Raw genomic sequence first — 15030 nt, forward strand, 5'->3', positions numbered from 1 at the left:
GCTGTCGTTCCTGACCGCAGGGAGCATCCGGGCCGCCATTCGTGGCGCACTTCCTTCAAACAAAAAGCGCGGCAGGGCAACCTGCCGCGCTTTTTGTTGGCGGTAAAGCTCAGAGGCTGACGAAGCGCAGCAGGTAGACCAGGATGCACGCGCCGACGATCGACATCAGGAACCCGGCGGTATGGAACTTCGAACCCGGCTCCGGCTTGTTAAACAGCGTGGCGATGAAGCCGCCGATGATCGAACCCACGATGCCCACCACGGTGGTCAGGATGAACCCGTAGTGCTCGGCACCGGGCACGATCCAGCGTGCGATCACGCCAACGATGAAGCCGACGATGATGGACCAGATGATATGGAACATGCGCATTACCCCTCTGTCTGAATCTTCGGGTGGAAAGGCCAAGTGCTGTCCACCGCCGGTTCGTCTGGCGGCGCCCGCATCATGCCAGCAGTGCCGGGCGGCGGCGATAGGACGAATTCCTGCCGCAAGCGATTGATGCGACGCCGCATGCTAAAATCGTCCGGTTCGCCGCATCGAATCTGACGATCCCCTCCCCACGATCCAGAGGAAGCCATGCCCCAGCTTGCCCAGCGTGTCGGCCGCGCCAAACCCAGCGCGATCATGGTCATCGCCTCCAAGGCGAAGCAGCTCAAGGCCGCCGGCCGCGACATCATCAGCTTTTCCATCGGCGTGCCGAATTTCCTGCCCGGCGAGCACGTCTACGCCGCGGCGCGCGAGGCGCTCAAGCACGACAGCGGCCAGTACGGCAGCAACCGCGGCGCGGATGCGCTGCTGGACGCCTTCCTGAAGCACATCGAGGCCCTGGGTTTCAGCGGCTACGGCCACGCCAACCTGTCGGTGGGCATCGGCGCCAAGCAGGTGCTGTACAACCTGGCCGAGGCGATGCTGGACGAGGGCGACGAGATCGCCTTCGCCGCGCCGTACTGGACCACCTACCACGACATCGCCGACATCGTGGGGGCGAAGGTCAACGTGCTGCATTGCGGCCCTGCGCAGAACTACAAGCTCACGCCGTCGCAGCTCGACGCCGCGCTGGCGCGCAAGCCCAAGGTGTTCCTGTTCAACAACCCGTCCAACCCGACGGGCATGGTCTACACGCGCGAGGAAATCGCTGCGCTGGCCGAGGTGCTGGCGAAGCATCCCGACACCTGGATCATCACCGACGACATCTACAACTCGATGGTGTTCGACGGCATCGGCTACCACAACTTCGTGTTCGCGAAGCCGGAGCTGAAGGACCGCCTGGTCTTCGTCGACTCGGTCTCCAAGACCTACGGCATGCCAGGTTGGCGCGTGGGCCTCATCGCCGGTCCCGAGAGCGTGGCCAAGGCGGTCACCACACTCAACTCCAACCACATCACCAGCGTGCCGGAAGTGATCACCGCCGCCGCGGTGGCCGCGCTCACTGGTCCGCAGGACATCCCGCAGGCCAAGTGCGCCGAGTTCGCCAAGCGCCGCGACATCGTGGTGGAGGGGCTCAACGCGATCCCGGGCGTCAGCTGCCCGCGGCCGCAGGGCGCGTTCTACGCGTTCCCGGATATTTCCGTGGCGTTCGGCAAGAGCCATGCGGGCACGAAGATCACCAGCGACGTGGAGTTCTGCGCCGCGCTGCTGGAAGCCAAGGGTGTGGCCTGCGTGCCCGGCTCGGCTTTCGGCGAGCCGCGCGCGCTGCGCATTTCCTACACTTGTCCGTTCGAGCAATTGCAGCCCGGCATCGAGCGCATCCAGGAATTCTTCGCCGAGCTCGCCTGATCCCACCCTTGTGGAAGCGCTTCGTGCGCGATCGGCACAACCATCGCGCACGGATGCGCTTCCACGAAAGATGCATTGAATGTCCCACCTGAGGAGTCATCGTCCATGAAAGCCCCCGTTCGAGTTGCCGTTACCGGCGCCGCTGGCCAGATCGGCTACGCCTTGCTGTTCCGCATTGCCGCCGGCGACATGCTGGGTCCCGACCAGCCGGTGATCCTGCACCTGCTGGAAATCACCCCGGCGCTGCCCGCCCTGCAGGGCGTGGTGATGGAACTCAACGACTGCGCGTTCCCGACGCTGGCCGGCGTGGTCGCCACCGACGACGTCAACGTGGCCTTCAAGGACGTGGACTATGCGCTGCTGGTCGGCGCCCGTCCGCGCGGCCCGGGCATGGAGCGCAAGGATCTGCTGGAAGCCAACGGCGCGATCTTCGCCCCGCAGGGCAAGGCGCTGAACGACCACGCCAAGCGTGACGTGCGCGTGCTGGTGGTGGGCAACCCGGCCAACACCAATGCGCTGATCGCCCAGCAGAACGCCCCCAGCCTCGACCCGAAGTGCTTCACCGCGATGGTGCGCCTGGACCACAACCGCGCGCTGTCGCAGCTCGCCGAGAAGACTGGCAAGCACACTACCGACATCAAGAAGGTCACCATCTGGGGCAACCACAGCTCCACCCAGTACCCGGACCTGCACCACGCCACCGTCGACGGCAAGGCGGCGCTGTCGCTGGTCGACCAGGCCTGGTACGAGAGCGACTTCATCCCCACCGTGCAGCAGCGCGGTGCGGCCATCATCAAGGCCCGCGGCGCCTCGTCGGCGGCTTCCGCCGCTTCCGCCGCGATCGACCACATGCGCACCTGGGCGCTGGGCACCGCCGAGGGCGACTGGGTGTCGATGGGCATCCCGTCCGACGGCTCCTACGGCATCGAGCCGGGCGTGATCTTCGGCTACCCGGTGACCGTGAAGGACGGCAAGTACGCCATCGTGCAGGGTCTGGCGATCAACGCCTTCTCGCAGTCGCGCATCGACGCCACCAACAAGGAACTGCGCGAGGAGCGCGCTGGCGTAGAGCACCTGTTCGCGAAGTAATCGCCGCGATACCGGCAGGCGAAACGAAGAAGGGCGGCCACTGGCCGCCCTTCTTCGTTGCAGCAAGGTGCGAACTATCAGGCAGCGGCGGCTGCCGGCGCCGAGCTGCGGATCAGGTGGTCGAACGCGCCGAGCGCGGCAGTGGAACCCGCGCCCATCGCGATCACGATCTGCTTGTACGGCACCGTGGTGGCGTCGCCGGCCGCGAACACGCCGGGCAGCGAGGTCTGGCCGCGGGCGTCGATGACGATCTCGCCGCGCGGGCTGAGTTCCAGCGTGCCTTTCAGCCACTCGGTGTTGGGCAGCAGGCCGATCTGCACGAAGATGCCTTCCAGCGAGAGGCTGTGCATGACGCCGTCGTTGCGGTCCTTGTAGACGAGGCCGCTGACCTTCTGGCCGTCGCCCAGCACCTCGGTGCTTTGCGCGCTGACGATCACGTCAACGTTCGGCAGGCTGCGCAGCTTGCGTTGCAGCACTTCGTCGGCGCGCAACTTGCCGTCGAATTCGATCAGGGTGACGTGGGCCACGATGCCGGCCAGGTCGATGGCCGCCTCCACGCCGGAGTTGCCGCCGCCGATCACCGCCACGCGCTTGCCCTTGAACAGCGGGCCGTCGCAGTGCGGGCAATAGGCCACGCCCTTGTTGCGGTATTCGTTCTCGCCGGGCACGCCCATCTGCCGCCAGCGCGCGCCGGTGGAAAGCACCACCGACTTCGCCCTCAGGGTGGCGCCGTTTTCCAGCCCGATCTCGATCAGGCCGCTGGCCGATTCGCTGGCGGATACGAGCGTGGTCGCACGCTGCAGGTTCATGATGTCCACGTCGTAGTTGCGGACGTGCTGCTCCAGCGCGGCGCCCAGCTTGGGGCCTTCGGTGTATTCGACCGAAATGAAGTTCTCGATGGCCATGGTGTCCAGCACCTGGCCGCCGAAACGCTCGGCCGCCACGCCGGTGCGGATGCCCTTGCGCGCGGCGTAGATCGCCGCCGCGGCGCCGGCCGGTCCGCCGCCGACCACCAGCACGTCGAAGGCCTGCTTGGTCTTGATCGTCTCGGCGGCCCGCGCGGCGGCGCCGGTGTCGAGCTTGGCCACGATCTGCTCCAGGCTCATGCGGCCCTGGTCGAAGACTTCGCCGTTGAGATAGACGGTGGGCACCGACATGATCTGGCGGCGGTCCACTTCGTCCTGGTAGAACGCGCCGTCGATGGCGACGTGATGGATGTTGGGGTTCAGCACGCTCATCAGGTTGAGCGCCTGGACCACGTCCGGGCAGTTCTGGCAGGACAGCGAGAAGTAGGTCTCGAAGTGGAATTCGCCTTCGAGGTTCTGCACCTGCGCGATGGTTTCTGCGGCGGCCTTGGAGGGATGGCCGCCCACCTGCAGCAGCGCCAGCACCAGCGAGGTGAACTCGTGGCCCAGCGGAATGCCGGCGAAGCGCACGCCGATGTCGGTGCCCTGGCGGTTGATCGCGAACGAGGGCTTGCGCTGCTCGCTGTCGTCGCGGCGCAGGGAGATCTTGTCGCTCATCGCGGCGATCTCGGTCAGCAGCTCGTCCAGTTCGCGCGATTTCGCGCTGTCGTCCAGCGCGGCGACCAGTTCGATCGGCTGGCTGAGCCGTTCCAGGTAGCCCTTCAGCTGGGTCTTGATGGCTTCGTCGAGCATGGCGAGCACTCCTGCATGGATGCGGGAAATCGAATCGGAAAGGAACGCTTGTGAAAGCGGCCTGCGCCAGAGGGGGAGGGGGCGGCAGGCGGGGAGCGATGCCGGGCGCAAGCCGCTGGCACAAGCATCCTGGGAGGGTGGAACCGGGCGGCGTGCGCCCGGTTCCGGTACGGCGTGTTGCGTGTCGCGATCAGATCTTGCCGACCAGGTCCAGCGAGGGAGCCAGGGTCTTCTCGCCTTCCTTCCACTTGGCCGGGCACACTTCGCCCGGGTGGCTGGCGACGTACTGCGCGGCCTTCACCTTGCGCAGCAGTTCCTTGGCGTCGCGGCCGATGCCGCCGGCGGTGATCTCGACGATCTGGATCTTGCCCTGCGGGTCGACCACGAAGGTGCCGCGGTCGGCCAGGCCGGCGTCCTCGATCAGCACTTCGAAGTTGCGGCTGATCGCGTGGGTGGGGTCGCCCACCATGGTGTAGCCGATCTTCTTCACCGCGTCGGAGGTGTCGTGCCACGCCTTGTGCGAGAAGTGCGTGTCGGTCGAGACGCTGTAGATCTCCACGCCCAGCTTCTGGAACTCGGCATAGTTGTCGGCCAGGTCTTCCAGTTCGGTCGGGCACACGAAGGTGAAGTCGGCCGGGTAGAAGAACACCACGGACCACTTGCCCTTAAGGTCGGCCTCGGTCACTTCATGGAACTTGCCGGCCTTGAACGCCTGGGCCTTGAACGGCTTCACTTCGGTATTGATCAAAGACATCTGGTGGTCTCCGTTGCGGGTGGTTGGGTGAGTCGATGGGGCTCATTCTAGGCGGCCAGTCTGATTCGTCCAATTGATTGTTGGCATGGACATCATTGTCCGTGGCTATCAATGCCGCCATGCATCGCTGTGCTGCAGCAAGAGCTGCATGGGGTGCGTGGGCTAAAATGAGCGTTTTGACGGAGGCCACATGACGCAATCAACCACTGCAGGCGCCCGCTTCCGCGCCGCGCTCGCCGCCGAATCCCCGCTGCAGGTGATGGGCGCCATCACGGCCTATGCCGGCCTGATGGCCAAGCGCGTGGGCTACAAGGCTCTGTATCTCTCCGGCGGCGGCGTGGCCGCCAATTCGCTGGGCATGCCCGACCTCGGCATCTCCACCATGGAAGACGTGCTCACCGACGCGCGCCGCATTGTGGACGCCACCGGCCTGCCGCTGCTGGTCGACATCGACACCGGCTGGGGCGGCGCCTTCAACATCGCGCGCACCATCCGCAACTTCGAGCGCATCGGCGTGGCCGCAGTGCACATGGAGGACCAGGTGGGCCAGAAGCGTTGCGGCCATCGTCCCGGCAAGGAAGTGGTGCCGAAGGACGAAATGGTCGACCGGGTGAAGGCTGCGGTGGACGCGAAGACCAGTGCGGATTTCGTGCTGATGGCACGCACCGACGCTGCCGCAGTGGAAGGCATCGATGCCGCCATCGACCGCGCCTGCGCCTACGTCGAGGCCGGCGCCGACATGATCTTCCCCGAGGCGATGAAGACGCTGGACGACTACCGCAAGTTCAAGGCCGCGGTGAAGGTGCCGATCCTCGCCAACCTCACCGAATTCGGCTCCACGCCGTTCTTCACCACCGAGGAGCTGAAGGGCGCCAACGTGGACATCGCGCTGTACTGCTGCGGTGCCTATCGCGCCATGAACAAGGCTGCGCTGAACTTCTACGAGACGGTGCGCCGCGAGGGTACCCAGAAGAACCTTATCGATACCCTGCAGACGCGCGAGGAGCTGTACGACTTCCTGGGCTACCACGCCTACGAGGACAAGCTCGACACGCTGTTCGCCAAGCAATCCTGACGCTGCATTCCGCATCGTTCCGCCGTTTCGCAATCCCTGCATCACAGGAGACACCCGATGAGCGAGCAAGTCCTTCCCAAGGCCAAGAAGTCCGTGGCGCTGTCCGGCGTGGCCGCCGGCAACACCGCGCTGTGCACGGTGGGCCGCAGCGGCAACGACCTGCACTACCGCGGCTATGACATCCACGACCTGGCCACCAAGGGCTGCTTCGAGGAAGTGGCGTACCTGCTGGTGCACGGCGTGCTGCCGAACTGGACGGAGCTGCAGAACTACAAGGCCAAGCTCAAGCGCCTGCGCGGCCTGCCCGCACCGGTGAAGGCCGCGCTGGAACTGCTGCCCGCCGCCACCCATCCGATGGACGTGATGCGTACCGGCTGCTCGGTGCTGGGCACGGTGCTGCCGGAGAAGGACGACCACAACGTCACCGGCGCGCGCGACATCGCCGACCGCCTGATGGCCAGCTTCGGCTCGATGCTGCTGTACTGGTACCACTTCAGCCACAACGGCAAGCGCGTGGAGACCGAGACCGACGACGACTCCATCGCCGCGCACTTCCTGCACGTGCTGCACGGCAAGGCGCCCGGCGAACTGCATGCGAACGCACTGGACAAGTCGCTGGTGCTCTACGCCGAGCACGAATTCAACGCCAGCACCTTCACCGCACGCGTGATCGCCGGCACCGGTTCGGACATGTATTCGGCCATCACCGGCGCCATCGGCGCGCTGCGCGGGCCCAAGCACGGCGGCGCGAACGAAGTGGCGATGGAGATCATCGCGCGCTACCGCAGCGCCGGCGATGCCGAGGCGGATATCCGCGCCCGCGTCGAGCGCAAGGAAATCGTGATCGGCTTCGGCCACCCGGTGTACACGGTGTCCGATCCGCGCAACGTGATCATCAAGGAAATCTCGCGCAAGCTCTGCACCGAGGGCGGCAACCCGACGCTGTTCGACGTGTCCGAGCGCATCGAGAAGGTGATGTGGGACATCAAGAAGATGTTCCCCAACCTCGACTGGTACTCGGCCAGCGCCTACCACATGATGGGCGTGCCCACCGCGATGTTCACACCGCTGTTCGTGATCGCGCGCACCTCCGGCTGGAGCGCGCACGTGATCGAGCAGCGCGAGGACGGCAAGATCATCCGCCCCAGCGCCAACTACACGGGCCCGGAAGATCTGGCATACGTGGCCATCGACAAGCGCTGAAACGCGACGCGCCGATGAAGCGAAAAGGGAGCCAGCCGGCTCCCTTTTCGTTGCGCGCTCAAGCGGCGGAAGCGTTCCTCCGCCGGACCAGCCAGCTGCCCCCGCAGATCAGCACAACCAGCGCGATTTCCAGCAGGCGGCTGGTCCATGGGTGCGAGGAGAACCAGCCGTGCACCAGGTGGTCATGCGCGATCATACGGCCGGCTGTCCAGGCGATGGCGGCTGCACCCAGGTAGACGATGGCAGGGATGCGCTCGATCAGCCTGAGGATCAGGGTCGAACCCCACACCACCAGCGGCACGCTGATCAGCAGGCCGGATGCGAGCAGCGGCAGGTTGCCGTGGGACGCGCCTGCAATCGCCAGGACGTTGTCCACCCCCATCAGCGCGTCGGCGACGACGATGGTGCGCACCGCCGACCAGAAGCCGTCGGCGGCGGAGACATCGTGCGACGGATCGTCCTGCTTCAGCAGCTTCCAGGCGATGGGCAGCAGCAAGATGCCACCGAACAGCATCAATCCCGGCAGCCGCAGCAGCCAGATCACCACGGCGCTAAGCGCGATGCGTACCGCCACGGCACCAACCGTGCCCCAGAGCACGGCGCGCTTCTGCAGTGTCTTCGGCAGATCGCGTGCGGCCAGGGCGATCACGATGGCGTTGTCGCCGGCCAGCACCAGATCGAGCAGCACGATGGCCGCCAGGCTGGAGAGAAGTTCGGTGGGTGCCATGCGTTGGTCCTTGCGCGTGAGACAAATGCAGTGATGGCGGACACGCGCTGCCCGCCATGACTGCAAAAGTCTCGTTCGCGGCAAAGCCGCCGCAGTGACCGGAGCGGTGCCCGCTCGTGATGACGACCACTGCGTGAGCACCCGATGAAGCGGCGCCCGGAACTACTCCCTTTTGGGGTCAGTATCTAGCTATGGTCGATGCCTGATGCATGCCAGTCAAGCCGGACCCTTAAGGAAGCGGCGCGCAACCGCTAAAATGGGCCGCTAACACGTCTGCCGGCGTCCATCTCCAGGGTTCTTGATATCTATGAATACCGTCTACCGCCAATCCCTTCCCGGCACGTCGCTGGACTATTTCAATGCGCGCGCCGCCGTGGAGGCGATCCAGCCGGGTGCCTACGACGCGCTCCCGTACACCTCGCGCGTGCTCGCCGAGAACCTGGTGCGCCGCTGCGATCCGGCGATCCTCACGGAATCGCTTAAGCAGATCATCGAGCGCAAGCGTGAGCGCGATTTCCCGTGGTTCCCGGCGCGGGTGGTGTGCCACGACATCCTTGGCCAGACCGCCTTGGTGGATCTGGCCGGCTTGCGCGATGCGATCGCCGACCGCGGCGGCGACCCGGCCAAGGTGAACCCGGTGGTGCCGGTGCAGCTGATCGTCGACCACTCGCTGGCGGTGGAGTGCGGTGGCTTCGACCCGAACGCGTTCGCGAAGAACCGCGCGATCGAGGACCGCCGCAACGAGGATCGCTTCCACTTCATCGAGTGGACCAAGAAGGCGTTCGAGAACGTCGACGTGATCCCGCCGGGCAACGGCATCATGCACCAGATCAACCTGGAGAAGATGTCGCCGGTGATCCAGGTACAGAATGGCGTGGCCTATCCGGACACCTGCGTGGGCACCGACAGCCACACGCCGCACGTGGATGCGCTCGGCGTCATCGCCGTGGGCGTGGGCGGCCTCGAAGCGGAAAACGTGATGCTCGGCCGCGCCTCGTGGATGCGCCTGCCCGACATCGTGGGCGTGGAACTCACCGGCAAGCGCCAGCCCGGCATCACCGCTACCGACATCGTGCTTGCGCTGACTGAATTCCTGCGCAGGGAGAAGGTGGTCGGTGCGTATCTCGAATTCCGCGGCGAAGGGGCCGCGAGCCTGACGCTGGGCGACCGTGCGACCATTTCCAACATGGCGCCCGAGTACGGCGCCACCGCCGCGATGTTCTTCATCGACGGCCAGACCCTCGACTACCTGCGCCTCACCGGCCGCAGCGACGAGCAGGTCAAGCTGGTGGAGACCTACGCCAAGGCTGCGGGCCTGTGGGCCGACACGCTGGAGCACGCGCAGTACGAGCGCACGCTGACGTTCGACCTGTCCTCGGTCGTGCGCAACATGGCCGGCCCGTCCAACCCGCACAAGCGCCTGCCGACGTCGGACCTTGCTGCGCGCGGCATTGCCGGCGAATGGGCGGAGCAGCCGGGCCAGATGCCCGATGGTGCGGTGATCATCGCGGCCATCACCAGCTGCACCAACACCAGCAACCCGCGCAACGTGATCGCCGCCGCCTTGCTGGCACGCAATGCGAACGCGCGTGGCCTCACGCGCAAGCCGTGGGTAAAGAGCTCGCTCGCACCCGGGTCCAAGGCGGTGGAGCTGTACCTGAAGGAAGCGAACCTGCTGCCGGAGCTGGAGAAGCTCGGCTTCGGCATCGTGGCTTTCGCGTGCACCACCTGCAACGGCATGTCCGGCGCGCTCGATCCGGCGATCCAGCAGGAAATCATTGACCGCGACCTGTATGCCACGGCGGTGTTGTCGGGCAACCGCAACTTCGACGGTCGCATCCACCCGTACGCCAAGCAGGCCTTCCTGGCTTCGCCGCCGCTGGTGGTTGCCTACGCCATCGCCGGCACCATCCGCTTCGACATCGAAAAGGATGTGCTTGGCGTCGATGCCGACGGCCAGCCGGTGACGCTCAAGGACATCTGGCCAAGCGACGAGGAGATCGACGCGATCGTGTCCTCCAGCGTGAAGCCGGAGCAGTTCCGCAAGGTCTACGAGCCGATGTTCGCGCGTACCGGCCACACCGGCACCCGCGCCGCACCGTTGTACGACTGGCGCGCGCAGAGCACCTACATCCGCCGGCCGCCGTACTGGGAAGGCGCGCTTGCGGGCGAGCGTACGCTGAAGGGCATGCGCCCGCTTGCGGTGCTCGGCGACAACATCACGACGGACCATCTGTCGCCGTCGAACGCGATCATGCGCAACAGCGCCGCGGGCGAATACCTCGCCAGGATGGGTCTGCCGGAAGAAGACTTCAATTCATACGCGACCCATCGCGGCGACCATCTCACCGCGCAGCGCGCCACTTTCGCCAATCCCACGCTCGTCAACGAGATGGCCGTGGTCGATGGCGAAGTGAAGAAGGGTTCGCTGGCGCGCGTGGAGCCGGAAGGCAAGGTCATGCGCATGTGGGAAGCGATCGAGACCTACATGGATCGCAAGCAGCCGTTGATCGTGATCGCCGGTGCCGACTATGGCCAGGGTTCGTCGCGCGACTGGGCAGCGAAGGGCGTGCGTCTGGCGGGCGTGGAAGCCATCGCGGCCGAAGGCTTCGAGCGCATCCACCGCACCAACCTGATCGGCATGGGCGTGCTGCCGCTGGAGTTCAAGCCGGGCACCAACCGCAAGACGCTGGGCATCGACGGTACCGAGACCTTCGACGTGGCGGGCGAGCGCACGCCGCGCGCCGACCTCACGCTGGTCATCCATCGCAGGAATGGCGAACGCGTCGAGGTGCCGGTGACCTGTCGTCTGGACACCGCCGAGGAAGTGTCGATCTACGAGGCGGGCGGGGTGCTGCAGCGCTTCGCGCAGGATTTCATCGAAGCCTCGCAGGCGGCCTGACCGCCTTCCGATCCGCAGGCGATGCCACGCGGCATTGCCTGCGGTTGGCGACTTCGCCAGGAATTGACGCGAGCGAAGTCCAATCACCACAGGACAACTCATCCATGGCGTACCCTCCTCAGACCCGCATCCCCGCCACCTACCTGCGCGGCGGCACCAGCAAGGGCGTGTTTTTCCGGTTGCAGGATCTGCCCGAAGCGGCGCAGGTGCCGGGCGCCGCGCGCGATGCGCTGCTGCAGCGCGTGATCGGCAGTCCCGATCCCTACGGCAAGCAGATCGACGGCATGGGCGGAGCCACCTCCAGCACCAGCAAGACGGTGATCGTGTCCGGAAGCGCGCGGCCTAACCACGACGTCGATTACCTGTTCGGCCAGGTGGCGATCGACAAGGCCTTCGTGGACTGGAGCGGCAACTGCGGCAACCTTTCGGCGGCAGTGGGCCCGTTCGCTATCGCCGGCGGCCTGGTCGACCCTGCACGCGTGCCCCACGACGGCATCGCCACGGTACGCATCTGGCAGGCCAACATCGGCAAGACCATCATCGCCCACGTGCCGATGACCGGCGGCGCGGTGCAGGAGACCGGCGACTTCGAGCTGGACGGTGTGACGTTCCCCGCCGCCGAAGTGCAGCTGGAGTTCCTGGATCCGGCCGCCGAGGAAGACGGGGCAGGCGGCGCCATGTTCCCTACCGGGAATCTCGTGGACGATCTGGAGGTGCCCGGCGTCGGCACGCTCGAGGCGACCATGATCAACGCCGGCATTCCCACCATCTTCGTCGAGGCCGCCGCGATCGGCTATACCGGCACGGAGCTGCAGGACGCCATCAACAGCGATGCCAAGGCGCTCGCGATGTTCGAGGCCATTCGCGCGCACGGCGCGCTGCGCATGGGCCTGATCAAGTCGCTCGACGAAATCGCCACGCGTCAGCACACGCCCAAGGTGGCTTTCGTGGCACGGCCGGCCGACTACGTCGCATCGAGCGGCAAACCGGTCAAGGCGGGCGATGTCGACCTGCTCGTGCGCGCCATGTCGATGGGCAAGCTGCATCACGCCATGATGGGCACGGCAGCAGTGGCCATCGGCACCGCCGCGGCCATTCCGGGCACGCTGGTGAATATCGTCGCGGGCGGCGGCGAGCGTCAGGCGGTGCGCTTCGGCCATCCGTCGGGGACGCTGCGGGTCGGTGCCGAGGCGGCGCAGGTCGACGGTACGTGGACCGTCACCAAGGCCATCATGAGCCGCAGCGCACGTGTGCTGATGGAAGGCTGGGTGCGCGTGCCCATGGAGTAGGCCTGCGAAGGCCGGCCCTTTCGACAAGGGTTGCGTCAAGCGATAGGGTTGGGCGACCCGGCCACTCCCTGATGGCGGGGTCCCCTCTTGTCAGGAGGCGAGCACGCATGAGTGCGCATGACATCCGCTCGGCCAAGCGCCCCGATCCCGACCAGCCCATGGTCGACATCGCCGACTATGTGATCGACTACCGGATCGACTCCGGCGAGGCGTACGACACCGCGCGCTACATGCTGCTGGACTCGCTGGCCACCGCGATGATGGCCATGAAGTTTCCCGAGTGCGTCAAGCACCTCGGCCCGCTGGTGCCAGGTGCCAACCTGCCGGGCGGCGCCCGCGTACCGGGCACCCGCCACGAGCTGGATCCGGCGCAGGCGGCATTCGCCATCGGCACCCAGATCCGCTGGCTGGATTTCAACGACACCTGGCTGGCCGCGGAGTGGGGGCATCCATCGGACAACCTCGGCAGCATTCTTGCCGTGGCCGACTGGTTGGGCCGCAAGGCCGAGCGCGAAGGCGGCAAGTCGCTGACCGTGCGCGACGTACTCGCCTACGCCATCAAGGCGCACGAGATCCAGGGTTGCTACGCGTTGAAGAACAGCTTCAACCGCGTAGGCCTGGATCACGTGATCCTGGTGCGGCTGGCGTCCACGGCGGTGATCACGCACATGCTGGGTGGCGACAAGGAGCGGATCGTCACCGCCATTTCGCACAGCTGGATCGACAACGGTGCGTTGCGCACCTACCGCCACGCCCCGAACACCGGGCCGCGCAAGAGCTGGGCCGCCGGGGATGCCTGCCGCCGCGCGGTCATTCACGCCATCAATGCGGTGTACCGCGGCGTGGTGGGCTATCCATCGGCACTCAGCGCCAAGACCTGGGGTTTCTACGACGTCGCCTTCAAGGGCAACGCATTCGAATTCGAGCGTCCGTTCGGCAGCTACGTGATGGAGAACGTGCTGTTCAAGATCAGCTTCCCGGCCGAGTTTCACGCCCAGACCGCCGTGGAGTGCGCAATGAAGCTGCACGGCGAGGTTGCCGGCAGGCTCGACGAGATCGAGAAGGTGGCGATCGAAACCCAGGAAGCGGGTTGCCGCATCATCGACAAGACCGGCCCGCTGGCCAATTACGCCGATCGCGATCACTGCATCCAGTACATGGTGGCGGTGCCGCTGATCTTCGGGCGCCTCACCGCGGACGACTACAACGATGACGTGGCCGCCGACCCGCGCATTGATGCATTGCGCGACACGATGAGCGTGGTCGAGAACCCGCGGTTCACCAAGGATTACGTCGACCCGGACAAGCGCTATATCGGCAATTCGGTACAGGTGTTTTTCAAGGACGGCAGCCGTACCGAAAAGGTATCCATCGATTATCCGGCCGGTCATCGCAAGCGCCGCGCCGAAGGCATTCCGCTGCTATTGAAGAAATTCGAAGCGGCCATGCGTGGGCATCTGCCGGTCGGCAAGGTCGAGGCCATCCTTGCCGCGACCCGTGATTCGGCAGGGCTGGATGCCATGCCGATTCAGCAGTTCATGGGCTTGTTCACGCTTTGAATACGCCCCAAGAGGCAAATCTTGCAGATGGTGGGCACCTGTTTGCCCAAGCTGTACGGTGTTTAACGGCAATGGGCGTCGCAGATTGTTGCGATTTACCCGGTGTGTTACGTTTGTGTAAAGCGACAGGGATCGACTCTTGTCTTCCGAGTGCGGGGTCGCTGCGTTATGACAGTGCGTTGTTGTTGTTTCAATAATGTAGAAGGAGAAACCTGATGAAGCACAAGGGTCTGTATTTCATGGTGGCTTTGGCCTTGGGTGGCGTGGGTGCCGCTCATGCGCAAGACAATACTGCGGCTAGCGCGGGCAGCAGCGACAACACGGCTGCTCCGGCATGGCCGAACGGTTTCGATGACCGTTGGTATATCGCGCCGACCATCGGCGGCTACTTCAACGACTCGCATCGCCATACCGACAGCGACCAGATTTATTACGGTCTCGGGGTAGGCAAGTTCATCTCGTCCAACACTTCGATCGACGTGTTCGTTGACCGTACCTCGCGCAACATCGACCATCATGCCGGTACTTGGGCCAGCAACAATGTTGGCGTGGCTGCCCGCTATTTCTTCGGCAGCGATTCGTGGCGCCCCTATGTGATGGCCGGCGTGCTGGGCAGCCATCACAAGAATCCCATGGACAGTGGCTGGGATCCGGCGGCTCAAGTCGGCGTGGGTATCGCCAAGTCGGTGACCGACAGCTCCGATATCCGCCTTGAGGCCGGCTATCGCTATGACTGGGACGACCAGAGCCAGGCCAGCCGCAATGGCTACGGCGACTGGTTCATCGGCCTGAGCATCGTGTCGCGCATCGGTGCGATTCCGGTCGCCCCGGCCCCGGTGGCGCCGCCGCCGCCGCCCCCGCCGCCGCCGGCTGAAGCCCCGGCTCCGCAGAAGGTGGTGATCGACCTGCGTGGCGTGAACTTCAAGTTCGACTTCCCGAAGAAGGGCCACGTGCACGCTTCGGAAATCGGCAAGGCGCTGGCCGTGCCGACGTCGGA

Annotated in this window: 12 protein-coding genes; 8 read left to right on the forward strand and 4 right to left on the reverse strand. The window is 65.5% G+C overall.

Going from position 1 to position 15030, the window contains the following annotated elements; all coding sequences use genetic code 11:
- Positions 1-109 precede the first annotated feature (109 nt).
- The gene (locus IHE46_RS14025) at positions 110-364 is read right to left on the reverse strand and encodes a GlsB/YeaQ/YmgE family stress response membrane protein (RefSeq protein WP_192165250.1); all 255 of its coding nucleotides are present in this window, start codon (positions 362-364) and stop codon (positions 110-112) included.
- Between the two features lie 213 nt (positions 365-577).
- Between IHE46_RS14025 and IHE46_RS14030 the strand changes: the two genes are divergently transcribed.
- Together IHE46_RS14030 and IHE46_RS14035 are read left to right on the forward strand one after the other, a co-directional pair.
- On the forward strand, positions 578-1777 hold the full coding sequence (locus IHE46_RS14030; RefSeq protein WP_192165251.1) for a pyridoxal phosphate-dependent aminotransferase: 1200 nt from the start codon (positions 578-580) through the stop codon (positions 1775-1777).
- Between the two features lie 105 nt (positions 1778-1882).
- Positions 1883-2866: a malate dehydrogenase gene (locus IHE46_RS14035; RefSeq protein WP_192165252.1), complete on the forward strand. Its 984-nt coding sequence runs from the start codon at positions 1883-1885 to the stop codon at positions 2864-2866.
- 77 nt (positions 2867-2943) lie between these two features.
- Here the strand turns inward: IHE46_RS14035 and ahpF are convergent, their stop codons facing one another.
- The gene (ahpF, locus tag IHE46_RS14040; protein WP_192165253.1) at positions 2944-4524 is read right to left on the reverse strand and encodes an alkyl hydroperoxide reductase subunit F; all 1581 of its coding nucleotides are present in this window, start codon (positions 4522-4524) and stop codon (positions 2944-2946) included.
- Between the two features lie 190 nt (positions 4525-4714).
- Positions 4715-5278, reverse strand: a complete 564-nt coding sequence (ahpC, locus tag IHE46_RS14045) for an alkyl hydroperoxide reductase subunit C (RefSeq protein ID WP_192165254.1) — start codon at positions 5276-5278, stop codon at positions 4715-4717.
- Positions 5279-5468: 190 nt separating this feature from the next.
- Here ahpC and prpB point away from each other — a divergent pair, with 190 nt between their 5' ends.
- Together prpB and prpC are read left to right on the forward strand one after the other, a co-directional pair.
- On the forward strand, positions 5469-6353 hold the full coding sequence (prpB, locus tag IHE46_RS14050) for a methylisocitrate lyase (protein WP_192165255.1): 885 nt from the start codon (positions 5469-5471) through the stop codon (positions 6351-6353).
- Positions 6354-6410: 57 nt separating this feature from the next.
- Positions 6411-7556, forward strand: a complete 1146-nt coding sequence (gene prpC, locus IHE46_RS14055; protein WP_192165256.1) for a 2-methylcitrate synthase — start codon at positions 6411-6413, stop codon at positions 7554-7556.
- Between the two features lie 58 nt (positions 7557-7614).
- Here the strand turns inward: prpC and IHE46_RS14060 are convergent, their stop codons facing one another.
- The gene (locus IHE46_RS14060; RefSeq protein ID WP_192165257.1) at positions 7615-8283 is read right to left on the reverse strand and encodes a TerC family protein; all 669 of its coding nucleotides are present in this window, start codon (positions 8281-8283) and stop codon (positions 7615-7617) included.
- Positions 8284-8590: 307 nt separating this feature from the next.
- Here IHE46_RS14060 and acnD point away from each other — a divergent pair, with 307 nt between their 5' ends.
- From acnD to IHE46_RS14080, 4 genes are all read left to right on the forward strand, one after another.
- Positions 8591-11185, forward strand: a complete 2595-nt coding sequence (gene acnD / locus IHE46_RS14065) for a Fe/S-dependent 2-methylisocitrate dehydratase AcnD (protein ID WP_192165258.1) — start codon at positions 8591-8593, stop codon at positions 11183-11185.
- A 104-nt stretch (positions 11186-11289) separates the two neighbouring features.
- Complete coding sequence (gene prpF, locus IHE46_RS14070; protein ID WP_192165259.1) at positions 11290-12474, forward strand: 2-methylaconitate cis-trans isomerase PrpF; 1185 nt, start codon at positions 11290-11292, stop codon at positions 12472-12474.
- 107 nt (positions 12475-12581) lie between these two features.
- Positions 12582-14033, forward strand: coding sequence for a bifunctional 2-methylcitrate dehydratase/aconitate hydratase (locus IHE46_RS14075; protein ID WP_192165260.1), 1452 nt, complete (start codon positions 12582-12584; stop codon positions 14031-14033).
- Between the two features lie 215 nt (positions 14034-14248).
- Positions 14249-15030 (forward strand): OmpA family protein (locus tag IHE46_RS14080; RefSeq protein WP_192165261.1); only part of this gene is annotated, 782 nt, incomplete at its 3' end.

This window comes from Rhodanobacter sp. DHG33 (assembly GCF_014843005.1).
Classification (GTDB): Bacteria; Pseudomonadota; Gammaproteobacteria; order Xanthomonadales; family Rhodanobacteraceae; genus Rhodanobacter_A.